The following is a 21,147-nucleotide window of genomic DNA, read 5'->3' on the forward strand; positions in this document are numbered from 1 at the left end:
CTGCCTGACTTTTCAGTCAGTGGTCGTCGTAGTGCCCGTCGTGCGCGGCGTGCCGGTGTCCGTCGTGCACGTAGTCGACGTGGTCCCCGTGCCGGACCGTCTCGTGTCCGCAGTCCGGGCCGTGCGCGTGGGCGTGGCCGTCGTGGGTGGTGTGTCCTTCGCTCTCGCACTCGTCCCAGTGCCCGGAGTGCTCCCGGTGCAGATGGCCGTCGTGCGCGTAATCGACGTGGTCGCCGTGCGAGACCGCCTGGTGCCCGCAGTCGGGGCCGTGGGCGTGCGCGTGCGTGGGGTGTTCCAGGTGCTGGGTCGTCATGGGGCCGAGGCTAGTGCGGATCGTCCGGGATCGCCCGTTCTGTCCGGGTGGTGTCCGAGTGGCGTCCGGGTGGCGCGGACAAGAGGGATCATCCGACCGGCGGTTCAGATGATCACGGCCATCGCGAACGCCGCGAACGCCACCGTGCAGGCCACCACCGCCAGCGCCGCACGCGGCGCGAGCCCCGGCGGCCGGCCGGCCGCCAGCGCCCGGATCCGCCGGTGCGCCACCCACAGGAACGCCAGCCAGACCAGCGCGATCACCGCCGCCCCGGCCACCTCCAGCGGCCTTCCCGACCCGCGCAGGGCCTGCCTCAGCGCCAGCACCGCCACCACCGAGGAGGCCAGCGTCGTACGCCGCCACGCGAGCCGGGTCCGTTCGGGCTGCAGTCCGGCGTCGCGCACCTCACCCTCCCGGGAAGAGCTCACTGCCCCGAGGTCCAGCCCAGCGCCACGACCACGATCATCGCCACCGCGACCAGCCCGACCCCCAGGCTCAGCACCACCGGGAACCGCGACAGCGGCAGGTCCTCGCCCCGCCGCATCGCCCGCTCGCACCGCACCCAGTGGTTCACGGCCCGCAGCGCACAGGCCGCCCCCACCGCGAGCAGCGCCAAGGCCATCCCGACCCGCACCCCCCACCGCAGGTCCGGCAGGAACTGGTCGACGGCGAAACCGCCGCCCACCAGGGCCAGCGCGGTCCGGATCCACGCCAGGAAGGTCCGCTCGTTGGCCAGCGAGAAGCGGTAGTCGGGGGTCTCGCCCTCGTCTTGGAGGCCTTGCGGAGCGAACCAGAGGCGTACGTCTTTGACGAAGTCGATCACAGGGGCAATCTACGGCGGAACTCCCGCAGCCGCCGGTACGCCTCCAGCCCGTCCGGCACCCAGGCCCACTCCCCGGCGGCGACGCGCCGGTCCAGCTCCTCCGGCGAGAGGTAGGTGTGCCAGTCCACCTCCGACTCCTGCGGAGCCACCGGCAGCTCGCACCGCACCTCGTGCACGTACGACCACCAGGCCCCGCCCGGGCCCTCGTACAGGAACTTGAACAGCGGCGCCGGCTGCGGCAGCCCGGTGACCCCGAGTTCCTCCTCGGCCTCCCGCAGCGCGGCCCGCGCGTAGCTCTCCCCGGCGCCCAGCACCCCGCCCACGAACATGTCGTAGTGCGAGGGGAACACCAGCTTCGTCGCCGTGCGCCGGTGCACGAAGATCCGCCCCCGCGCGTCCGTGGCCTGCACGAACACACAGCGGTGGATCAACCCCCGCGCGTACACCTCGCCCCGCGGGGCCTGCCCGGTGACCCGGTCGTCCCGGTCCACCACGTCCAGTACTTCATCAGCGGCACTCACACGGTTCATCCAACCACCGCTGTTGACTGGTTACCGCTCCGTAGCCAAGGATCTGCCCCACCACCGACGGAGGACGGGTATACGCATGACGTACGACGCAGACGTGATCGTGATCGGCGCCGGGCTGGCCGGGCTCGCGGCCACCGCCGAACTCGTCGACGCGGGCCGCAAGGTCATCCTGCTCGACCAGGAGCCCGAACAGTCCATCGGCGGCCAGGCCCACTGGTCCTTCGGCGGGCTGTTCCTCGTGGACTCGCCCGAGCAGCGTCGGATGCGGATCAAGGACAGTCACGAGCTCGCCCTCCAGGACTGGCTGGGCACCGCCGGGTTCGACCGCGCGGAGGACGGCTGGCCGCGCCGCTGGGCTGAGGCCTACGTGGACTTCGCCGCGGGCGAGAAGCGCCCCTGGCTGCACGCGCAGGGCGTCCGCTTCTTCCCGGTGGTCGGCTGGGCGGAGCGCGGCGGCTACGACGCGGAGGGCCACGGCAACTCCGTCCCCCGCTTCCACATCACCTGGGGCACCGGCCCCGGCCTGGTCGAACCCTTCGAGCGCCGGGTCCGGGCCGGCGTGGCCCGCGGCCTGGTCCAGCTGAGGTTCCGGCACCGGGTGACCGGGCTCTCCCGCACCGCGGGCGCGGTCGACACCGTGACGGGCGAGATCCTGGAGCCCTCCGGCGCCGTACGGGGCAGCGCTAGCAGCCGCGAGACCACCGGGGCCTTCTCCCTCCGGGCCCAGGCCGTGATCGTGACCAGCGGCGGCATCGGCGGCAACCACGACCTCGTACGCGAGCAGTGGCCCGCCCGGCTCGGCACCCCGCCCGAGCGGATGCTGTCCGGGGTCCCCGCGCACGTGGACGGCCTGATGCTCGGGATCGCCGAGGAAGCGGGCGCGAGCCACATCAACAAGGACCGGATGTGGCACTACACCGAGGGCATCGCGAACTGGGACCCGATCTGGTCCAAGCACGGCATCCGCATCCTGCCCGGCCCCTCCTCGCTCTGGCTGGACGCGACGGGCCGGCGGCTGCCCGTACCGCTCTTCCCGGGCTTCGACACCCTCGGCACGCTCGACCACATCATGAAGACCGGCCACGACCACACCTGGTTCGTCCTCAACCAGCGCATCATCGGCAAGGAGTTCGCCCTCTCCGGCTCCGAGCAGAACCCGGACCTCACCGGCAAGTCGGTCCGCGACGTCATCAACCGCGCGCGCCAGGCCGTACCCGCACCGGTCAAGGCCTTCATGGACAACGGCGTGGACTTCGTCGTCGAGCGCGACCTGTCCGCCCTGGTGCGCGGGATGAACGCCGTCACCAAGGAGGACCTGATCGACGAGGCCGAACTGCGCCGCGTGATCACCTCCCGGGACCGGGAGATCGCCAACCCGTTCAGCAAGGACCTCCAGGTGACGGCCATTCACGGGGCCCGCAAGTACCTCGGCGACAAGCTGATCCGCACCGCCGCGCCGCACCGGATCCTGGATCCCGGGGCCGGACCGCTGATCGCCGTTCGGCTGTCGATCCTGACCCGCAAATCCCTGGGCGGCCTGGAGACCGACCTCTCCTCGCGCGTCCTGGCGGCCGACGGCGAGCCGCTGCCCGGCGTCTACGCGGCGGGCGAGGCGGCCGGCTTCGGCGGCGGCGGGGTCCACGGCTACCGGGCCCTGGAGGGCACCTTCCTGGGCGGCTGCATCTTCTCGGGCCGGGCGGCGGGCCGTGCGGCGGCGAAGGCGGTCGGCTGACCCGGCCCCAGGCCCGGCCGCAGCCCCGGCCCCCAGCCCCTGCCCCTGCCCCGGCCCCTGCCCCGGCCGCAGCCCCGGCCCCAGGCCCCCCCCGAAGAGCCTCAGCCCAGCCGCTCGACGATCCGGAACCGCTCCGTCACCACCGGAGTGTCGTCGTCCACCGTGAACCCCGGATCGCCGAGCTGCTCGCGCTGCTCGGCTCCGTGCCAGAACCTCTCGTGGGAGGAGCGCCATTCGGCCACGGACGCATATCCCTCGCCCTCGGCCAGCGCGTGTCCCAGGTCCACCTCGCCGAGCCGTAGCACCTGTACGCCCGTCACCTCAAGGACGGCCACCGGACACTCGGCGGAATCCAGCAGCGCCGTCCGCCGACCCGCCACGGGCAGTGGTTCGCCCTCCGCCCGGTATGCCGCGAGCAGTGCCGTCGTCGCGGTCTTCGCCCCGCTCAGTACGGCCGCGACCAGCCTGTCGCGCAGCGGCCCGGGGAAGCCCAGCAGGTACGGAGGAAGATCGTCGCAGGTCGTCATGGCCCGAGCCTAGGCGACCGGGACGAAGTCCGCCCCGAACCGGAACAACCACCCCAACTCACACCATCGTCACAGCAGTTGAAACCCGCCACGCAGTGGACTGGACCTTGACTCGGAGCTGTGCGTACCGCTTTGCTGTCAGTGATCACCGGTTCGCTCACCGGCACGATCCGCACACCACCCGGCCGCACCAGCCACGTGCATCATGCACGTTTTCCGGCCACTGCTCACCCCGCACGGCACGACCACCCCGCACCACCCACCAACACCCCTCGTCCGCCCGCGTCCTGGAGGGAAACCCGCGGATGTCCCCGCCTCCGCCGCCCCTCGGCCGCGCCCGCAAGCGGGACGCCCAGCTCTTCGATCCGGCCCTCTGTGACGCCGAACTCGTCGACGTGCGCTCCCAGTTCACCCAGGGCCGCTGGTCCAAGGCCCGGTCCCTCCTCGTCGGCACCGGCGACGACTGGGACCGCCGCGGCCACCGCGTCGTCGTCCTCGCCGAGACCCCGGCGGCCACCGCCTGGGCCCGCGAATGGCTGCTCGCCGAACCCGAGAGCGCCGACGCCGCCACCCTCCTCGCCTGCGCCGCCGTCTTCACCGCCCTGCGCCGCAAGGGCACCCCGGCCGCGGCCGAGGAAGCCTGCCGCCGGGCCGCCGCACTGCACCCCGCCGACCCCACCCCCTGGCTCGGCCTGCTCCTCCTCTCCCGGGCCTTCGGCACCGAGGAGGAGTTCAGCCGCCACTTCGACCAGGTCCGGGCCCGGCACCGCGAGCACCACCACGCCCACCACCTGATGGTCGCCAGACTGGCCGAGCGCACCCCCGCCTCCGGCCACGACCCGCTCCACGAGGTCTACGACTTCGCCGCCTGGGCCGCCGAGGAGTCCCCGGCCGACTCCCCGCTCGCCGTGCTCCCCGTGATCGCGCACGCCGAGCGCTACCGGGTGCTCGCCGCCACGCACGGGCACACCTTCAGCAACGCCGCCCAGCACTGGTCCGGCCGCCGCGCCCGCCAGGTCCTGCGCTCCGCCTTCGACTGGTGGCTGGAGTGGGAGCGCGAGGACCACCCCCGCAACCGCGTCGACCTCAACTTCCTCGCCCACGCCAAGCTCTGCGAGGGCCGCCCCGCCGAGGCCGCCGCCCTGTTCCACCGGATCGGCAGCCACGCCACCCCCGCCCCGTGGTCCTACCCGGACCTCGACCCGCACAAGGCCTTCCTCGCCGCCCGCAGCGCCGCGCTCGGCACCGCCTGACACCCCGGACACACATCCCGGGACAACCCCCACCCCCAGTGCCTACGAAAGGACGGACCCGCCATGCCGACGGGCAGATCCACCACGCTCCAGGACCCGGCCGAGATCCGCACGTACAAGGGCCAGGACCGGGCCCTGCGCGCCGACCGCCTCGGCACCGCCGGCCTGCTGCTCTCCGTACTCGCCGCCAGCGCGCCCCTGATGGTGGTCGCGGGCGTGATGCCCACCACCTTCGGCGTGATGGGCATCGTCGGCCAGCCGCTGCTCTTCGTCATCCTCGGCATCGTCCTCGCGCTCTTCAGCATCGGCTACGCCGAGATGAGCCGGCACGTCCACAACGCCGGCGCCTTCTACGCCTACATCGCCCGCGGCCTCGGCCCCACGGCCGGCGCCGGTGCCTCGCTCGTCGCGCTCGTCGCCTACAGCGCCATGCAGGTCGGCGTCTACGGCATCCTCGGCTTCGAGATATCCGGCCTCTTCGCCACCTACCTCGAGATCGAACTCGCCTGGTGGATCCCGGCCCTGCTCGCCGTCGCCGCCACCGGCGCCCTCGGCTGGCTCAAGATCGACCTCAACGCCAAGGTCCTCGGCGTGCTCCTCCTCATCGAGTGCGCCCTCGTCGTCGTCTTCGACGTCGCCGCCCTCGGCAAGCCGGGAGCGGAGGGCCTCTCGCTGCACGCCTTCAACCCGGAGACCCTCAGCGGACCCGGCCTCGGCACCGCGCTCTGCTTCTGCATCGCCGCCTTCGTCGGCTTCGAGCAGTCCCCGGTGTACGCCGAGGAGACCAGCAAGCCGCACATCGTCGTCTCCCGGGTGATGTTCCTCGCCGTCGGCTTCGTCGCCCTCTTCTTCGCGCTGAGCGCCTGGGCCCTGACCGTGGCCACGGGCCCCGCCGAGGTCGTCAAGACCTCCGCCGAAGCCGGCCCCGGGCTGCTCTTCCAGCTCACCGAGGCCCGCCTCGGCACCACCTTCACCGACCTCCTGCACGTCCTCTTCGTGACCGGCATGTTCGCGGCCATGCTCAGCTTCCACAACGTGGTCGCCCGCTACGCCTTCGCCATGGGCCGCGAGGGCCTGCTCCCGGCAGCCTTCGGCCGGACCAACGCCGGCACCGGCGCCCCCGCCACCGGCTCCCTCCTCCAGACCGGTATCGCCGCCCTCGTCGTGATCGCCTTCGCCCTCACCGACGACATGCCCGCCGGCGACCCCACCGCCCCCGTGCTGCACCTGTTCACGTGGATGGGCAGCGTCGGCGCCCTGGGCGTGACCCTCCTCATGGCCGCCGCCTCCTTCGCCGTCATCGCTTTCTTCGTCCGCCGCGGCACCGCCGGCGCCCAGGTCTGGCGGCTCGTCGCGGCCGGCGCGGCCGGACTCGCGCTGCTCGCCATCGCCGTCTACACCGTCAAGGACTTCGGCGTTCTGGTCGGCGCCGCGGAGGGCTCCGTGCTCAGCTGGGTCCTGCCGGGCATCATCGGCGCCGCCGTCGTGACCGGCCTGCTCTACGGGGAGTTCCTGCGCCGCAGCCGCCCCGAGGTCCACGCCCGCATCGGCCTGGGCAACGAGGCCTTCCGCCTCGACCAGGCGGCAGAGGCCACCACGGTCGACTGACCTCGCTTTCGAGGCCCTACGAAGCCCCCGACGACCCTTTCCAAGGTCGTCGGGGGCTTCGGTGCTCAGGGGGCCGATTTTGGCGGGTCGCGGAGCCTCATGGTCTATTGGGGCGACAAAAACACCGGATCGCGGCACGGGGGACACCACCCAGCTCCCCCGCGCCGGGGTCCGGACCTGCCTGTCCGACCCCCACGAAGGCGAAGTCATACATGAGTGACCGCACCTTGACCGAGGCTCCCGCCCCGGCGTCTTCCCGCCATGTCGACGCCGGTGACGAGGGCTACAGCAAGGACCTCAAGTCCCGCCACATCAACATGATCGCGATCGGCGGGGCGATAGGCACCGGCCTGTTCCTCGGCGCCGGCGGCCGCCTCGCCGGAGCCGGCCCCTCCCTGGCGATCGCCTACGCGGTGTGCGGCGTCTTCGCCTTCTTCGTCGTCCGGGCCCTCGGCGAGCTCGTGCTCTACCGCCCCTCCTCCGGCGCCTTCGTCTCGTACGCGCGCGAGTTCATGGGGGAGAAGGGCGCCTACACGGCGGGCTGGCTCTACTTCCTCAACTGGTCCACGACCACTGTGGCCGACATCACCGCCGCAGCGACCTACGCCCACTTCTGGTCGCTGTTCACCGACGTCCCCCAGTGGGTCCTCGCCTTCATCGCCCTGGCCGTCGTCCTCACCGCGAACCTGATCTCGGTGAAGTACTTCGGCGAGATGGAGTTCTGGTTCTCCCTGGTCAAGGTCGCCGCCCTGGTGGTCTTCCTGATCGTCGGCATCTGGCTCGTGGCCACCAGCCACGAGATCGGCGGCCACACCCCGGGCCTGTCCACCATCACCGACAACGGCGGCATCTTCCCGTCCGGCGTCCTCCCGATGCTCCTGGTGATCCAGGGCGTGGTCTTCGCGTACGCCTCCGTCGAGCTCTGCGGCGTCGCCGCGGGCGAGACCGAGAACCCGGAGAAGATCATGCCGAAGGCGATCAACTCGATCATGTGGCGCGTGGGCCTCTTCTACGTCGGCTCCGTGGTCCTGCTCGCCCTGCTGCTCCCGTACACGGCGTACTCCTCCGACCAGAGCCCCTTCGTCACCGTCTTCGACAAGCTCGGCGTCCCGGGCGCCGCGGGCATCATGAACCTGGTCGTGCTGACGGCGGCCCTCTCCAGCCTGAACTCCGGCCTCTACTCCACCGGCCGCATCCTGCGCTCGATGTCCCTCTCCGGCTCGGCCCCGAAGTTCACCGGCGTCATGAACAAGGGCAAGGTCCCCTACGGCGGGGTCCTGTTCACCGCCGCCTTCGGCGTCGCGGGCGTCGGCCTGAACTACTTCATGGCGGAGGAGGCCTTCGAGATCGTCCTGAACTTCGCCTCGCTCGGCATCCTCGGCACCTGGGCGATGGTCATGCTGTGCTCGCTCCACTTCTGGCGCCGCGCGAAGCAGGGCCGTGTCGAACGCCCCGCCTACCGCTTGCCCTGGGCCCCGTACACCCAGCTCGTGACCCTGGCCTTCCTCCTCACGGTCCTGGTCCTGATGTGGTGCGACGGCGGCGTGGGCCGCACCACGGTCATGTTCGTCCCGGCCATCGGCGCCGCCCTGGTCGGCGGCTGGTTCCTGGTCCGCCGCCGCGTGGCGGAACTCGCCGCCTCCCGCGACTGACCGTCCCGGCCGCTCACGGGGCCCCCGCGCTCGGGGGCCCCGTGAGCGGTTCCGGCCTTCGCACGCCCGGGACAACGAAAAGGACCCCGCCGAAGCGGGGTCCTTCTTTTGTGTCCGAGGGGGGACTTGAACCCCCACGCCCGATAAAGGGCACTAGCACCTCAAGCTAGCGCGTCTGCCATTCCGCCACCCGGACAAGGTGTCTGTCTCGCGTCCCTCGCGGGCCGTTCCGACGTGGAAAACATTACCAAACATTCCGGGGTCCTCGATCACACCCCCCTGCGGCCGGGGATCGCCCTTGGGCGGAGCGGTCCAGAGCGGGAGGATGGAGGCAGTTCGGTACCGATCAGTGGGAGGAAGCAGCGTGAGCGACTCGAGCGCGGGCAGGACCGTCTCCGGCGAGGACGAGGTCGTCGACCTCTGCCGGGACCTCATCCGGATCGACACCAGCAACTACGGGGACCACTCGGGCCCCGGCGAACGCAAGGCGGCCGAGTGGGTGGCCGAGAAGCTCGCCGAGGTCGGGCTCGAGCCGCAGATCTTCGAGTCGCACAAGGGACGTGCCTCGACCGTGGCGCGGATCGAGGGCGAGGACCCCTCGCGGCCCGCCCTGCTGATCCACGGGCACACCGACGTGGTCCCGGCCAACGCCGCCGACTGGACGTACGACCCCTTCGCGGGTGAGATCGCCGACGGCTGCGTGTGGGGCCGCGGCGCCGTCGACATGAAGGACATGGACGCGATGACGCTGGCCGTCGTACGCGACCGGATGCGCAGCGGCCGCAAGCCCCCGCGCGACATCGTGCTGGCCTTCCTCGCGGACGAGGAGGCCGGCGGCACCTACGGGGCACGGCACCTCGTCGACAAGCACCCGGGTCTCTTCGAAGGCGTCACCGAGGCCATCGGCGAGGTCGGCGGCTTCTCCTTCACCGTGAACGAGAACCTGCGGCTCTACCTGGTGGAGACCGCCCAGAAGGGCATGCACTGGATGCGGCTCACGGTGGACGGCACCGCGGGCCACGGCTCCATGACCAACAACGACAACGCCATCACGGAGCTGTGCGAGGCCGTGGGGCGGCTCGGCCGCCACCAGTGGCCGGTGCGCGTGACCAAGACCGTACGCCACTTCCTGGACGAGCTCTCGGACGCGCTCGGCACCCCGCTGGACCCGGACAACATGGACGAGACCCTCGCCAAGCTCGGCGGCATCGCCAAGATGGTCGGCGCGACGCTGCGCAACTCCGCCGCCCCGACGATGCTCGGCGCCGGCTACAAGGTCAACGTCATTCCCGGCCAGGCGACGGCCCACGTCGACGGCCGCTTCCTGCCGGGCTACGAGGACGAGTTCTTCGCCGACCTCGACCGCATCCTCGGCCCCCGCGTCAAGCGGGAGGACGTGCACGGGGACAAGGCGCTGGAGACGGACTTCGACGGCCGCCTGGTCGACGCGATGCAGGGCGCCCTGAAGGCCGAGGACCCGATCGCGCGGGCCGTCCCGTACATGCTCTCGGGCGGCACGGACGCCAAGTCCTTCGACGACCTCGGCATCCGCTGCTTCGGCTTCGCGCCGCTGCAGCTGCCGCCGGAGCTGGACTTCGCCGGGATGTTCCACGGCGTGGACGAGCGGGTGCCGGTCGACGGGCTGAAGTTCGGCGTGCGCGTTCTCGACCGATTCATCGACAACGCCTGAGATTCGCAGAGGTGTGCGCAAACCACTGAGAAGAGTGAATGCACTCATACGCTCGTAGCCCTGGTGATCCCTCCTCGTTACAGGTGGTGCGGTCCGCGGCTGGGACCGCATATGCCTACTAGGAGGAACAATGATCAAGAAGGTTGTCGCCGCTGCGGCTGCCACTGGTGGCCTGGTTCTCGCGGGTGCGGGTCTGGCTCACGCCGACGCCGGTGCCCAGGGTGCGGCCATCGGCTCCCCCGGTGTCCTGTCCGGCAACGTGGTTCAGGTGCCCGTCCACATCCCGGTGAACGTGTGCGGTAACACCGTGAACATCATCGGCCTGCTGAACCCGGCCTTCGGCAACACCTGCGTCAACGCCTGACGCGTCTGACGTCTTAGGCCCCGGAGCGCATCCCAGCGCTCCGGGGCCGCTGGGCTTTCCGGCCCGATCGATCATCTTCGGCGCAACCGGCAGGGGAGCCGGAGCACCGACGCTCTCACCAGGGGACGAACACAATGCGACGACCGGTACAGGTCACCAGGAAGACCCTGATCACCATGGCGGCCGCGGGGGGTGTCCTCGCGATGGGCGGGGGTTACGCACACGCGGACTCCGCAGCCTCCGGCGAGGCCGCGAATTCCCCGGGGCTGCTGTCCGGGAACAACGTCCAGGCTCCCGTGGAAGCACCGGTGAACGTCTGCGGCAACACCATCGACGTCATCGGCCTGCTGAACCCGGCTTTCGGGAACCGCTGTTCCAACGGTCCGGACCACGGCGGCAAGCCGGGGAAGCCCGACCAGCCGGGGAAGACCGACCACCCCGGCACTCCGGGCCACCCGGGCACTCCGGGCCACCCGGGCACTCCGGGCCACCCGGGTCACCCCGGCACTCCGGGTCACCCCGGCACTCCGGGTCACCCCGGCACCCCGGGCCACCCCGGCACCCCGGGCCACCCCGGCAACCCGGGAGGTGGCGACGACGAACCGTGCGACGACCACCCGGATCACCCGGGCAACCCGAGCACCCCCGGCGGACAGCACCCGGGCACGCCCGGTGGCCACACGCCGGGCAAGCCCGGTACGCCGCCGACGGACATCAGCCCGGCCTCGGGCTCCGTCACGCCGGCCAACCCGGTCACGCACCCCGCTCAGGAGACCGGCGTCCCCGGCCCGTCGGAGTCGGCCGGCCTCGCCGCCACCGGCTCCGGTGACGTCCTCACCACCGGGCTCCCGCTCGCCGGCGGCCTGCTGCTGGGCGGCGCCGTGCTCTACCGGCGAGCCCGCAACGCCGCCTGACGGCTGTTCACGACGCGGGCTCCGCACACGGGGCCCGCGTCACCAGGTCGCGCGGACCTGGCGGATGATCCGGCGGCGCAGTCGCACGCGGCGGCTGCCGTCCCGGTGCAGGCTCAGTCTGTCGAGTTCCCAGTTCCCGTACTCGGCATGATCGGTCAGCAGGCGGGTCGCCTCCTTGCGGGGAACGCCGCGGGGCACGTACACGTCGACAAATTCGTATTCCGGCATCGCATCTATTGTGCGGGCAGAGCCCTGCTACGGATAGCGTCTGCTCTATGTCTGATGCCGCTCTGCCCACTGTTGCCGAGGTACGCGCCGCCGCCGAGGCGGTCAAGGAAGCGCTCGACCGGCACCTCGCCGCGGTCGAGCGCCGGACCGGGGACGAGGACCCCGATGTCTACGCCGCGTTCAACGAACTCGCCGCCGCGGCCGAGGAGTACGACGAACTCCTCTACGACCGTTACGACGAGGTCACCCCCTTCGAGATCCCCACACCCGAGGACGGGGTCCCGTACACCGGTCCCGCCGAGCCCGCCGCCTTCAGCGTGCTCATCCGCCGCGACTACGCCGTGGTCGAGCCGCCGAGGCTGATCGCCCAGGCCGAACGGGTCGCCGCGCACGACCGGGAGGCCGAACTCGTCCACGACGGCGGCACGGCGGGCGCGCTGGGCGTGCTCTTCGGGGAGTACGAGCCCGACGAGATCGCCTCCCGCTACAAGGAGTTCGGGCTGGAGGAGGGCGATTCCACGCTGTGGATCGCGGCCTCGGAGGAGGCGGCGGAGCCGGGGGAGTGGCTCAACTCGCCCTTCGGGCACACCGATCCGGAGGACGTCATGCACCGGTTCGACGTCAGCGCCGTCTTCGACGAGGAGACCGACGAGTTCGGCGAGGACGAGGACGAGGTCGAGGACGAGGGCGCAGACGAGGGCGAGACCGCGCGGCCGGGGCTGACCCCGGCCTGAGCGCGACCTGAGCGGCAAGGGAAGCGGCTCCCGCGAGGCGGGGGCCGCTTCCCCTTGCCGCTGCCGTCGGCTACTCCGGCTGCTCGCCCGCCGCCGCCAGGGAGGTCAGCAGACCCGTCAGCCGGGTCGTACGCGGCTTCGGCAGCACCTCCGCCACCGCGCGCGGCAGCGCCTGGTCCACGCCGTGCACCACGGACAGATGCCGCTCGGCCCGCCCGAACGCCGTGTACACCCAGTCCCGGGAGAGGGCCTGCGCCGCGTCGCCCGGCAGCACGACGACCACCGCCGGCCAGCGCGCCCCCACCGCCTGGTGCGCGGTCACCGCCCAGCCGTGCCGCACCTGGGACTCCACCAGCTCCTTCGGTACGACGACCGGCGCGCCCGCGCGGTCCAGGTGCAGCCCCTCCGCGTCGGCCGACACCACCCGGGCCGGCAGGGCCCGCCCGGGAGAGGGCACGTAAACCACGCGGTCGCCGGGGTCGAAGCCGCCGAACCGGCCGGGGCCTGGGTTCAGCCGCTCCTTCAGGGCGGCGTTCAGCGCCCGGGTGCCCGCCGAGCCGCCGTGGCCCGGGGTGATCACCTGCACGTTGTCCGCCGGGATCCCGAAGGCCCGCGGCACCGACTCGGCCACCAGCTGCACGGCCCGGTGCACGGCCTCCCCGGCGTCGCGCACCGGAACGATGACGACCTCCTTGCCGGGGGCGTCGACCTGGTTCAGCTCCCCGACGCCGACCCCCGAGACCAGCTCGCCGAGGGGGCCCGGGTCCGGGACGCGGGAGACCAGCTGAGGGCAGGTACGGGCCGCCAGCAGATCGGCGAACACCCGCCCGGCCCCGGCGGACCCGAGCACCGAGGGGTCCCCCGAGAGCACCAGGCGGGCCCCGTCGGGGACGGACTCCACCAGCGCGGCCGCGGTTTCCACATCCAGCTGCGGCGCGTCCAGGACCACCAGCACGTCCAGCGCGAACTGCCCGTCGGCGTCCCGGCCCGGCCCCTCCGCCCCGGCAAGCAGCCCGGCGACGGTGACTCCCCCGGGCGAGGCGACGTGCGCGGCCAGGCAGGTCCGCAGGCCGAACTCCCGGGCGGCGGCCAGCAGGGCGAGCGGTTCGGCGCGGGCGGCCTCGCCGCCGGTGTGGGTGACCAGACCGTGGCCCGCGACGGCGCGGATCAGCTCGGCTCCGGGGCCGGTGGCGGCCTTCTCCCAGTCCGCCGGGGCGTCGAAGGTGCTGGCGATCCGGGCCAGGCCGTCGGCCAGGCTCTCCTCGGCCATCGCCGCGCCCTCCAGGCCCACCAGTACGCGCACGGGCTGTTCTTCGTCCTCCGCGACCGGCGGGCCCAGGGGCTCGTGGAAGACCAACACCGAGCCCTCGCCGATGGCCGTCTCGAGGGCCTCGTCGGGATCCGGCACGCCGTACTGGGCCAGCGCCGACCGGAGGACCGGGGCCTCCAGCGCGGTGTGTCCCTTGAGCCCGGCCTGGACCAGCAGCCAGCCGACCAGGGCGGTGGTGCGGCGCTCGTCGCCGGGACCGGCCTCAGCGCCCAGCAGGGCCCGGGCGAAGCCGTCCGCCTGGGTCGGGCGGACGGAGGGGACCGACAGCAGCAGCCAGGGGTTCTCGGCGAGCCGCTCGGCGGCGCCCTCACCAAGCGCCGCCGCGGCCGGGGCGGCCAGCGCCTCGGGGGCGCCGCCGCGGGCCAGGACGTCCCGTACGCCGTCGACGCTGGCCGCGGAGGGGGCGGCGGCCGGAGCCTCCGCCGTCCTGCGGGCCGGCGGCGGGGGAGCGGGGGCCGCCTTGCGCGGCGCGGCCGGGGTCTCGTCGAAGTACACGGACGGGGGCTTCGCCCCGCCCTCCACGGCCCGTACGGCGGCCAGCAGGTCGGCGGCCTTCCCGCTGAGCTTCGCCCCGGCCTCGACGGGTGCCTCCCGCTCGGCCTTGCGCCGGGCGATCCGCTCCCGCTCGATCTTCTGCGCGGCCAGCTCGGCCTGGGCCTCGCTCAGCCCGGGGGCGGCCGCCGCCTCGCCCGAGCCGGTGTCGGAGTCCGGGCCGGCGTCCGTGCCCGTCTCGGCGTCCGTGCCGGTTTCGGCGTCCGTGCCGGTTTCGGTTTCGGTCTCGGTGCCGGGTTCGGTGTCTGTGTCGGCGGCAGGCTGCGGCTCGGCCGGTTCCTCCGCGGCAGCGGGGTCGGGTTGGCGGTCCGTACTCACAGCGTGCTCCAGTCCTGATCGGGGTAGCGGTGCACGGGCGCCGAAACATCGTCCAGCGCCCGGCAGATCTCCTCGGGAAGACTAAGGGCCTCCACTGACAGAGCCGCCGCGAGCTGCGCCGACGTCCGCGCGCCGACGATCGGCGCGACCACCCCGGGCCGGTCCCGGATCCACGCCAGGGCCACCTGGAGCGGGGTCACCGCCAGTCCCTGAGCCGCCGTCACCACCGCGTCCACGATCCGGCCGGCGGCCTCGTCCAGGTACGGGTCCACCAGGGCGGCCAGGGACTCCGACGCACCGCGCGAGTCCGCCGGGGTACCGGCCTGGTACTTGGCCGTCAGGACCCCGCGCCCCAGCGGCGAGGAGGGGAGGAGGCCGACGCCCAGGTCCAGGGCCGCCGGCAGCACCTCGCGCTCGACGCCCCGCTGGAGCAGCGAGTACTCCATCTGGGTCGAGGCCAGCCGGGTCCTCACTCCAGGGGCCGCGAGCTGCCAGGTCGCCGCCTTCGCCAACTGCCAGCCGCAGAAGCCCGCCACCCCGGCGTACCGGGCGCGGCCGCTGCTCACGGCCAGGTCCAGCGCCTGCAGGGTCTCCTCCAGCGGGGTCACCGGGTCAAAGGCGTGCAGCTGCCAGAGGTCGACGTAATCGGTGCCCAGCCGGTCCAACGAGGCGTCGAGCGCGGCCAGCAGGTGCCCGCGCGAGCCGTCGAACCGCCGGTCCGGATCGGGCACGCTGCCCGCCTTCGTCGCGATCACCAGGTCCCGGCGCGGGACGAGCCCGGCCAACAGCCGTCCGATGAGGTACTCCGCCTCCCCGCCGCCGTACACGTCGGCCGTGTCGACGAGCGTGCCGCCCGCCTCCCAGAACGTCTTCACCTGCTCGGCGGCGGCTTCCTCGCCTGTGTCGCGCCCCCAGGTGAGGGTGCCGAGGCCGATCCGGGAAACGCGCAGTCCGGTGCGGCCGAGATGCCTCTGCTCCATGACCGCTGAGACTACTGGGGCACTGACGGAAGGGCTCCGGGCGCGCTACAGTCCCCGGACATGCACGTTACTGATCGGTAAATTCGGTAAGGGGACGACACATGCGGCTCGGCATCAATCTCGGCTACTGGGGTGCGGGCATGGACGCCGACAACCTCGCCGTCGCACAGGAGGCAGACCGCCTCGGCTACGACGTCTGCTGGGCCGCCGAGGCCTACGGCTCCGATGCCCCGACCGTCCTCGCCTGGGTCGCCGCCCAGACCGAGCGGATCGACGTCGGCTCGGCGATCCTCCAGATCCCGGCCCGCCAGCCCGCCATGACGGCCATGACCGCGGCCACCCTGGACTCCCTCACCAAGGGCCGCTTCCGGCTCGGCCTCGGAGTTTCCGGACCGCAGGTCTCCGAGGGCTGGTACGGCGTCAAGTTCGACAAGCCGCTCGCGCGGACCCGGGAGTACGTGGAGATCGTCCGCAAGGCGATGAGCCGCGAGCGGCTCTCGTACGAGGGCGAGCACTGGACCCTGCCGCTCCCCGGCGGCCCGGGCAAGCCGCTCAAGCTGACCGTGCACCCCGAGCGCGAGCACATCCCGCTCTACATCGCCGCGATCGGCCCCAAGAACCTGGAGCAGACCGGCGAGATCGCCGACGGCGCGCTGCTGATCTTCCCGGCCGCCGAGCACCTGGAGGCCACCGCGCTCACCCACATCCGGGCGGGCCGCGAGAAGGCCGGGCTGACCATGGACGGCTTCGACGTCTGCCCGACCGTGCCGCTGGCCCTCGGCGAGGACGTGAAGGCGCTCGCCGACATGTTCCGCCCGTACACCGCCCTGTACGTGGGCGGCATGGGCAGCCGGAAGCAGAACTTCTACAACCAGCTGGCCCAGCGCATGGGGTACGAGAAGGAAGCCGCCGAGATCCAGGAGAAGTACCTGGGCGGCGACAAGACCGGCGCGGCCGAGGCCGTCCCGCACTCCCTGATCGACTCGACCACGCTGCTCGGCCCGGTCGAGCGGATCGCGGACGGGATGCGGGCCTACGAGGAGGCCGGCGTCACCACCCTCACGCTGGCCCCGGCCGGTTTCACCCTGGACGAGCGGCTCGCCGCCCTGCGGGCCGGCACCGAGGCCATGGAGCTGGCCGGTCTCGCCTGAGTCCCGGCCCGTCGGAGCCGCCGGACGGAGTTCGGCGGCTGAAGGAGTCTGCGGCCGTGGTGGGGGCTCGGGGGGTCTTCCCCGCCACGGCCGACACAGCCAACAACGCGCGGGGCGCCCGCCGGGTTACGCGCAACCGCCCAACCCCCGGTTTCGTTCATTCGGGCGAGTAGCGCGGTCCTTCGGTTGCCGCCCCCGGCGACCGGCGTTTGACTCGGTGCATGCTCTCTGCCCGCAGCCTGTTCCAGGAGATCGTCGACAACGACGACTCCTTCCAGCTGTTCTGCTCCATCGCCGCCAGCGGGGAGACTCAGGGCGGCTGGGAGAACGCCCGCATCGCGGCCCTGGTGCCGGACGGGATGCGTGATCTGGCACCCAAGATCACCCGGCACGGCGCCGACGAGGACAAGCACGGGCGGATCTTCAACGCCCTGCTCCGCAAGCGCGGCCTGCCGCCCGTCCCGGTACCCCCCGAGACCGACTACACGATGCTGCTGGAGCGGCGCGGCATCGGCCTCGCGCACGACAAGCTGCGCCGCCAGGAGCCGCTGACCGAGCGGGACGTCGTCGTCTACCTCGCGCACAGCCGGGTCACCGAACAGCGGGCCGCCGACCAGATGGACATGCTGGTCAGGTACTTCGGAGACCATCCCGAGGTCGGCAAGGCCATCCGCATGATCAGCCACGACGAGGACAACCACCTCGCCTACTGCCACGAGGAGTTGCTGCGCCTGGCCCGCGAAGGCCACGGCCGCACCATCCAGCAGGTGCTCCGCGAGAGCGCGCTCGCCGAGATCGGCATCTACCGGGACGTGAGCCTCGCCGTCATGGGCCACATGGGGCGGCTGCTGCACTGGCCCAAGCCGAAGGCGGCCGCGCTCGCCGCCGGGATCCGCGGGATGTACGCGTACGAGCGGTTCAGCGGCTGGCACCGGATGGTGAGCCTGCGCATGCCCGAGCGGCGCGACGCCCTGGGCGGCGTACCGGTCAGCACGCCCGAGTTCGCGTAGCCCGGGCCCGGGCCCGCCGGGCCCGGAGGGCCTACAGCCAGCCCCGGCGTTTGAACATCCGGTGCAGGCCGAGGCACGCGCCCGCCATGACCAGCACCACCCCCGGATACCCCAGGCCCCATTTCAGCTCGGGCATGTGGTCGAAGTTCATGCCGTAGATCCCCGCCACCATCGTGGGGACGGCCGCCATCGCCGCCCAGGCCGAGATCTTGCGCATGTCGTCGTTCTGCCGGACGCCCATCTGCGCCAGGTGCGCGGCGAGGGCGTCCGACAGCAGCCGGTCCAGGCCCTCGACGTACTCGTTCGCCTTGGTCAGGTGGTCGGCGACGTCGCGGAAGAACGGCTGGGAGTGCTCGTGGACGAAGGGCACCTTCCCGAAGGCGAGCCGGTCCATCGGCTGGAGCAGCGGGCTCGTCGCCCGGCGGAACTCCAGCACCTGCCGCTTGAACCCGTAGATCCGGGAGGCGGTGTTCTTGGTGTCCGAGGCGTTCGGGGCGAAGACCTCGGCCTCCAGTTCCTCCAGGTCCGACTGGAGCTCGGCCGCCACGTCGATGTAGTGGTCCACCACCGCGTCGGAGACCGCGTACAGCACGGCCGTGGGGCCGTGCCGCAGGACGTTCGGCTCGTGCTCCAGCCGGCGCCGTACGGCGGCCAGCGCGGCCCCCTCGCCGTGCCGGACGGTGACCACGAACGAGTCGCCGATGAACACCATCAGCTCGCCCGCCGTCACCGAGTCGGTGACCTCGTCGTAGACCACCGGCTTGAGGACGACGAACAGCGAGTCGTCGTAGACCTCCAGCTTCGGGCGCTGGTGCGCGGTCAGGGCGTCTTCCACGGCCAGCGGGTGCAGGGCGAACTCGGTCCGGACGTGCTCGAATTCCTCCTCCGACGGCTCGTGCATGCCGACCCAGAGGAAGGCGTCTCCCGTGGCCCGCGCCTCGTCGAGGGCGTCCGAGAAATCCGCGGGTCCCTCGGTGCGGCGGCCGTTCCGGTAAATCGCGCAGTCCACAATCACGCGGGGCATTCTCCCCTGCCCTCGCCCCGCCCGCATCCTGCCGGCACCGCTCAGGTCCTGCCCGGCCGATCAAGCCGGGCTCGCGTGCCCTGGTACGCACGCTCGCCGCGTTGTCGTCGGTCACCGACGCTCCGCGTCGATTCCCTCCTCCGCCTTGCGATCGCACGCACCAGGCCCCGCTCACTTTTCCGGCCTGATCGGCCGGGCAGGACCTAGGCTGGCGCCATGGCCACGCTGATCCTCGTACGACACGGGCGGTCCACCGCCAACACCGCTGGGCTGCTCGCCGGATGGACTCCGGGAGTGGCCCTCGACGAGCGCGGCGCCGAGCAGGCCGCCGCACTGCCCGGGAGGCTGGCGGGTGTGCCGCTCGCAGCCGTCGTCACCAGCCCGCTGCAACGCTGCCGGGAGACCCTCGCCCCGCTGCTGGCCGCCCGGCCGGAGCTGGAGCCGCACACCGACGAGCGGATCGGCGAGTGCCACTACGGCGACTGGTCGGGCCGCAAACTCTCCGAACTCGCCGACGAACCCCTGATGAAGATCGTCCAGCAGCACCCGTCGGCGGCCGCCTTCCCCGGCGGCGAGTCCATGCGCGCCATGCAGGCGCGCGCCGTGGACGCCGTAATGGACTGGAACGCGCGGGTCGAGGAGGAGCACGGCGCCGACGCCGTGTTCCTGATGTGCTCCCACGGCGACGTCATCAAGTCCCTCGTCGCGGACGCCCTCGGCATGCACCTGGACCTCTTCCAGCGCATCCACGTCGACCCCTGTTCGGTGACCGCCGTCCGCTACACGCCCACCCGGCCGTTCGTGTTCCGGCTCGGTGACACCGGGGACCTCGGCTCGCTCGTTCCGCGCGCGGCCACACCCGACAAAGCAGTGGAAGACGGCGGGAACGCCGTCGTGGGAGGCGGTGCGGGCGCGGCGTGATCGAACGGCGCAGTAGGGTGGACTGGCCCTGTAAATGAGCGCTGCCGCCGAGACTTGGAGACTGGACGTGCCCCGTCAGGTGTTCCTCTACGACCCGCCGGACCGCTTCGTGGCCGGCACGGTCGGTCTGCCGGGACGCCGTACGTTCTTCCTGCAGGCCTCATCCGGCCCCCGCGTCACCAGCGTCTCCCTGGAGAAGACCCAGGTCGCGGCGCTGGCCGAGCGGATGGACGAGCTGCTGGACGAGGTCGTACGGCGCACCGGGGGCAATGCCCCGGTCCCGGCGGTGGCCCCCGCCGAGGCCGCCGACACCGCGCCGCTGGACGTCCCGGTCGACGAGGAGTTCCGCGTCGGCACCATGGCCCTGGCCTGGGACGGCGAGGAACAGCGCATGATCGTCGAGGCGCAGGCCCTGGTCGAACTCGACGCCGACTCGGACGAGGATCTCGCCGAGGCGGAGGAACGGCTGCTCCAGGACGAGGAGAACGGCCCGCCCATGCTGCGGGTCCGCCTCACCGGTGCCCAGGCCCGGGCCTTCGCCAAGCGGGCCCTGGACGTGGTCAACGCGGGCCGGCCGCCGTGCCCGCTGTGCAGTCTCCCGCTGGACCCGGAGGGGCATGTCTGCCCCCGCCAGAACGGCTACCGGCGCCAGGTGTGACCGTGATGGGGGAGCGGGAGAAGTTCGAGGAACTGCTCACCAAGGGTGAGCTGACCGTCGTCGGCCGGATCCGCGAGGCGTCCAACGCCGTCCTGCTGTGCACTGTCACGTACGAAGGCGTGAGCGCCGACTGCGTGTACAAGCCGGTCAAGGGCGAGCGCCCGCTGTGGGACTTCCCCGACGGGAACCTCGCCCAGCGCGAGGTCGCCACCTACCTGGTCTCCGAGGCCACCGGCTGGGGCCTGGTGCCCACCACCGTGCTGCGCGACGGACCGTACGGCGAGGGCATGGTCCAGCGGTGGATCGAGACCCCCGAGGGCGAGACCCCCGGCGCCGAGCTCCTCGCGCTCGTCGAGGGCGAGGAGGCGGGGAACGGCTGGAAGCCCGTCGCCCTCGCCGACGTGGGCGACGGCCGCACGGCCCTGCTCGTGCACGCCGACGACCCGCGGCTGCGCCGCCTCGCCGTCCTCGACGCCGTGATCAACAACGGCGACCGCAAGGGCGGCCACCTGCTGCCCGCGCCCGACGGACACCTCTACGGGATCGACCACGGCGTGACCTTCCACGCGGAGGACAAACTGCGCACCCTCCTGTGGGGGTGGGCCGGGGAGCCGCTGACGGACGAGGCGCGCGAGGTACTGGCCTCGCTGGCCGCCGAGCTGGCGGAAGGAGCCCCGCTCGCCACCCGGCTGGCCGAACTGATCACGGCGGTCGAGCTGGCCGCCGTACGCGACCGGGTGGCGCAGCTGCTGCGCACCGGGACGCATCCGCAGCCGTCCGGGCAGTGGCCGTCGATCCCGTGGCCACCGGTCTGAACCGGCCAATCCCGACACGC

22 protein-coding genes and 1 tRNA gene are annotated in these 21,147 nt (G+C 72.3%); 13 read left to right on the plus strand and 10 right to left on the minus strand.

The features are described from left to right. Positions 1 to 16: 16 nt before the first annotated feature. The 4 genes from JIW86_RS30610 to JIW86_RS30625 all read right to left on the minus strand — a co-directional run bounded on the left by JIW86_RS30610 (position 17) and on the right by JIW86_RS30625 (position 1,666). Positions 17 to 313, minus strand: coding sequence for a hypothetical protein (locus tag JIW86_RS30610; protein ID WP_215141412.1), 297 nt, complete (start codon positions 311 to 313; stop codon positions 17 to 19). 104 nt (positions 314 to 417) lie between these two features. Then, on the minus strand, positions 418 to 741 hold the full coding sequence (locus JIW86_RS30615) for a DUF202 domain-containing protein (protein WP_257557005.1): 324 nt from the start codon (positions 739 to 741) through the stop codon (positions 418 to 420). Further along, positions 738 to 1,136 carry a YidH family protein gene (locus tag JIW86_RS30620; protein WP_215141408.1) on the minus strand — a complete coding sequence of 133 codons (399 nt, stop codon included), beginning with the start codon at positions 1,134 to 1,136 and terminating at the stop codon, positions 738 to 740. Before JIW86_RS30620 ends, JIW86_RS30615 begins: the two co-directional genes overlap by 4 nt. Beyond that, a complete protein-coding gene (locus JIW86_RS30625) occupies positions 1,133 to 1,666 on the minus strand; it encodes an NUDIX hydrolase (RefSeq protein ID WP_416237621.1) in 534 nt (177 codons plus the stop codon). Before JIW86_RS30625 ends, JIW86_RS30620 begins: the two co-directional genes overlap by 4 nt. Positions 1,667 to 1,742: 76 nt before the next feature. Here JIW86_RS30625 and JIW86_RS30630 point away from each other — a divergent pair, with 76 nt between their 5' ends. After that, positions 1,743 to 3,398 carry an FAD-binding dehydrogenase gene (locus tag JIW86_RS30630; protein ID WP_257557006.1) on the plus strand — a complete coding sequence of 552 codons (1,656 nt, stop codon included), beginning with the start codon at positions 1,743 to 1,745 and terminating at the stop codon, positions 3,396 to 3,398. Between the two features lie 101 nt (positions 3,399 to 3,499). Here JIW86_RS30630 and JIW86_RS30635 read toward each other — a convergent pair whose 3' ends face one another. Further along, positions 3,500 to 3,925 carry an ASCH domain-containing protein gene (locus JIW86_RS30635; RefSeq protein WP_257557007.1) on the minus strand — a complete coding sequence of 142 codons (426 nt, stop codon included), beginning with the start codon at positions 3,923 to 3,925 and terminating at the stop codon, positions 3,500 to 3,502. A gap of 305 nt (positions 3,926 to 4,230) precedes the next feature. Here JIW86_RS30635 and JIW86_RS30640 point away from each other — a divergent pair, with 305 nt between their 5' ends. From JIW86_RS30640 to JIW86_RS30650, 3 genes are all read left to right on the plus strand, one after another. Continuing rightward, positions 4,231 to 5,178: a hypothetical protein gene (locus JIW86_RS30640; RefSeq protein WP_257557008.1), complete on the plus strand. Its 948-nt coding sequence runs from the start codon at positions 4,231 to 4,233 to the stop codon at positions 5,176 to 5,178. Positions 5,179 to 5,241: 63 nt separating this feature from the next. Continuing rightward, positions 5,242 to 6,786: an APC family permease gene (locus JIW86_RS30645; RefSeq protein ID WP_257557009.1), complete on the plus strand. Its 1,545-nt coding sequence runs from the start codon at positions 5,242 to 5,244 to the stop codon at positions 6,784 to 6,786. 212 nt (positions 6,787 to 6,998) lie between these two features. Further along, positions 6,999 to 8,438, plus strand: coding sequence for an amino acid permease (locus JIW86_RS30650; RefSeq protein WP_257557011.1), 1,440 nt, complete (start codon positions 6,999 to 7,001; stop codon positions 8,436 to 8,438). Positions 8,439 to 8,549: 111 nt separating this feature from the next. On the opposite strand, the gene JIW86_RS30655 is transcribed toward JIW86_RS30650, so the two are convergent. Further along, positions 8,550 to 8,634, minus strand: a tRNA-Leu gene (locus JIW86_RS30655). A 168-nt stretch (positions 8,635 to 8,802) separates the two neighbouring features. Here JIW86_RS30655 and JIW86_RS30660 point away from each other — a divergent pair. The 3 genes from JIW86_RS30660 to JIW86_RS41720 all read left to right on the plus strand — a co-directional run bounded on the left by JIW86_RS30660 (position 8,803) and on the right by JIW86_RS41720 (position 11,406). Then, on the plus strand, positions 8,803 to 10,128 hold the full coding sequence (locus tag JIW86_RS30660; RefSeq protein ID WP_215141395.1) for a M20/M25/M40 family metallo-hydrolase: 1,326 nt from the start codon (positions 8,803 to 8,805) through the stop codon (positions 10,126 to 10,128). A 130-nt stretch (positions 10,129 to 10,258) separates the two neighbouring features. After that, entirely contained in the window at positions 10,259 to 10,492 is a 234-nt protein-coding gene (locus JIW86_RS30665) for a chaplin (protein WP_215141393.1), read from the plus strand. 134 nt (positions 10,493 to 10,626) lie between these two features. Continuing rightward, positions 10,627 to 11,406, plus strand: a complete 780-nt coding sequence (locus JIW86_RS41720; RefSeq protein ID WP_322975561.1) for a chaplin — start codon at positions 10,627 to 10,629, stop codon at positions 11,404 to 11,406. A gap of 39 nt (positions 11,407 to 11,445) precedes the next feature. On the opposite strand, the gene JIW86_RS30675 is transcribed toward JIW86_RS41720, so the two are convergent. Continuing rightward, positions 11,446 to 11,634 (minus strand): DUF5703 family protein, encoded by a 189-nt coding sequence (locus tag JIW86_RS30675; RefSeq protein WP_073774709.1) that lies wholly within the window; start codon positions 11,632 to 11,634, stop codon positions 11,446 to 11,448. Between the two features lie 47 nt (positions 11,635 to 11,681). On the opposite strand from JIW86_RS30675, the gene JIW86_RS30680 reads away from it, so the two are divergent. Beyond that, positions 11,682 to 12,368 (plus strand): hypothetical protein, encoded by a 687-nt coding sequence (locus JIW86_RS30680; protein WP_257557012.1) that lies wholly within the window; start codon positions 11,682 to 11,684, stop codon positions 12,366 to 12,368. Between the two features lie 70 nt (positions 12,369 to 12,438). Here the strand turns inward: JIW86_RS30680 and JIW86_RS30685 are convergent, their stop codons facing one another. After that, the gene (locus JIW86_RS30685; protein WP_257557013.1) at positions 12,439 to 14,568 is read right to left on the minus strand and encodes an ATP-binding domain-containing protein; all 2,130 of its coding nucleotides are present in this window, start codon (positions 14,566 to 14,568) and stop codon (positions 12,439 to 12,441) included. Beyond that, positions 14,565 to 15,548, minus strand: coding sequence for an aldo/keto reductase (locus JIW86_RS30690; protein WP_257557014.1), 984 nt, complete (start codon positions 15,546 to 15,548; stop codon positions 14,565 to 14,567). The genes JIW86_RS30685 and JIW86_RS30690 overlap by 4 nt, the downstream gene beginning before the upstream one ends. A gap of 101 nt (positions 15,549 to 15,649) precedes the next feature. On the opposite strand from JIW86_RS30690, the gene JIW86_RS30695 reads away from it, so the two are divergent. Both JIW86_RS30695 and JIW86_RS30700 read left to right on the plus strand, forming a co-directional pair. Continuing rightward, positions 15,650 to 16,699, plus strand: a complete 1,050-nt coding sequence (locus tag JIW86_RS30695) for an LLM class F420-dependent oxidoreductase (RefSeq protein WP_257557015.1) — start codon at positions 15,650 to 15,652, stop codon at positions 16,697 to 16,699. Positions 16,700 to 16,920: 221 nt separating this feature from the next. Continuing rightward, entirely contained in the window at positions 16,921 to 17,709 is a 789-nt protein-coding gene (locus JIW86_RS30700) for a ferritin-like domain-containing protein (RefSeq protein WP_257557016.1), read from the plus strand. A 31-nt stretch (positions 17,710 to 17,740) separates the two neighbouring features. Here the strand turns inward: JIW86_RS30700 and JIW86_RS30705 are convergent, their stop codons facing one another. Continuing rightward, on the minus strand, positions 17,741 to 18,733 hold the full coding sequence (locus JIW86_RS30705) for a magnesium and cobalt transport protein CorA (RefSeq protein WP_257557017.1): 993 nt from the start codon (positions 18,731 to 18,733) through the stop codon (positions 17,741 to 17,743). 216 nt (positions 18,734 to 18,949) lie between these two features. Between JIW86_RS30705 and JIW86_RS30710 the strand changes: the two genes are divergently transcribed. From JIW86_RS30710 to JIW86_RS30720, 3 genes are all read left to right on the plus strand, one after another. Then, positions 18,950 to 19,654 (plus strand): histidine phosphatase family protein, encoded by a 705-nt coding sequence (locus JIW86_RS30710; protein WP_257557018.1) that lies wholly within the window; start codon positions 18,950 to 18,952, stop codon positions 19,652 to 19,654. Positions 19,655 to 19,721: 67 nt separating this feature from the next. Next, complete coding sequence (locus tag JIW86_RS30715; RefSeq protein WP_150256714.1) at positions 19,722 to 20,312, plus strand: DUF3090 domain-containing protein; 591 nt, start codon at positions 19,722 to 19,724, stop codon at positions 20,310 to 20,312. Continuing rightward, entirely contained in the window at positions 20,276 to 21,127 is an 852-nt protein-coding gene (locus JIW86_RS30720) for an SCO1664 family protein (RefSeq protein ID WP_416237697.1), read from the plus strand. Before JIW86_RS30715 ends, JIW86_RS30720 begins: the two co-directional genes overlap by 37 nt. The last annotated feature ends 20 nt before the right edge of the window (positions 21,128 to 21,147 follow it).

The organism is Streptomyces sp. NBC_00162, assembly GCF_024611995.1.
Lineage (GTDB): Bacteria > Actinomycetota > Actinomycetes > Streptomycetales > Streptomycetaceae > Streptomyces.

Coding starts and splice junctions, on each gene's coding strand:
- JIW86_RS30610 (WP_215141412.1), bottom strand. CDS start 313: ATGACGACCCAGCACCTGGAACACCCCACGCACGCGCACGCCCACGGC.
- JIW86_RS30625 (WP_416237621.1), bottom strand. CDS start 1,666: ATGAACCGTGTGAGTGCCGCTGATGAAGTACTGGACGTGGTGGACCGG.
- JIW86_RS30630 (WP_257557006.1), top strand. CDS start 1,743: ATGACGTACGACGCAGACGTGATCGTGATCGGCGCCGGGCTGGCCGGG.
- JIW86_RS30635 (WP_257557007.1), bottom strand. CDS start 3,925: ATGACGACCTGCGACGATCTTCCTCCGTACCTGCTGGGCTTCCCCGGG.
- JIW86_RS30640 (WP_257557008.1), top strand. CDS start 4,231: ATGTCCCCGCCTCCGCCGCCCCTCGGCCGCGCCCGCAAGCGGGACGCC.
- JIW86_RS30645 (WP_257557009.1), top strand. CDS start 5,242: ATGCCGACGGGCAGATCCACCACGCTCCAGGACCCGGCCGAGATCCGC.
- JIW86_RS30650 (WP_257557011.1), top strand. CDS start 6,999: ATGAGTGACCGCACCTTGACCGAGGCTCCCGCCCCGGCGTCTTCCCGC.
- JIW86_RS30665 (WP_215141393.1), top strand. CDS start 10,259: ATGATCAAGAAGGTTGTCGCCGCTGCGGCTGCCACTGGTGGCCTGGTT.
- JIW86_RS41720 (WP_322975561.1), top strand. CDS start 10,627: ATGCGACGACCGGTACAGGTCACCAGGAAGACCCTGATCACCATGGCG.
- JIW86_RS30675 (WP_073774709.1), bottom strand. CDS start 11,634: ATGCCGGAATACGAATTTGTCGACGTGTACGTGCCCCGCGGCGTTCCC.
- JIW86_RS30680 (WP_257557012.1), top strand. CDS start 11,682: ATGTCTGATGCCGCTCTGCCCACTGTTGCCGAGGTACGCGCCGCCGCC.
- JIW86_RS30690 (WP_257557014.1), bottom strand. CDS start 15,548: ATGGAGCAGAGGCATCTCGGCCGCACCGGACTGCGCGTTTCCCGGATC.
- JIW86_RS30695 (WP_257557015.1), top strand. CDS start 15,650: ATGCGGCTCGGCATCAATCTCGGCTACTGGGGTGCGGGCATGGACGCC.
- JIW86_RS30700 (WP_257557016.1), top strand. CDS start 16,921: ATGCTCTCTGCCCGCAGCCTGTTCCAGGAGATCGTCGACAACGACGAC.
- JIW86_RS30705 (WP_257557017.1), bottom strand. CDS start 18,733: ATGCCCCGCGTGATTGTGGACTGCGCGATTTACCGGAACGGCCGCCGC.
- JIW86_RS30710 (WP_257557018.1), top strand. CDS start 18,950: ATGGCCACGCTGATCCTCGTACGACACGGGCGGTCCACCGCCAACACC.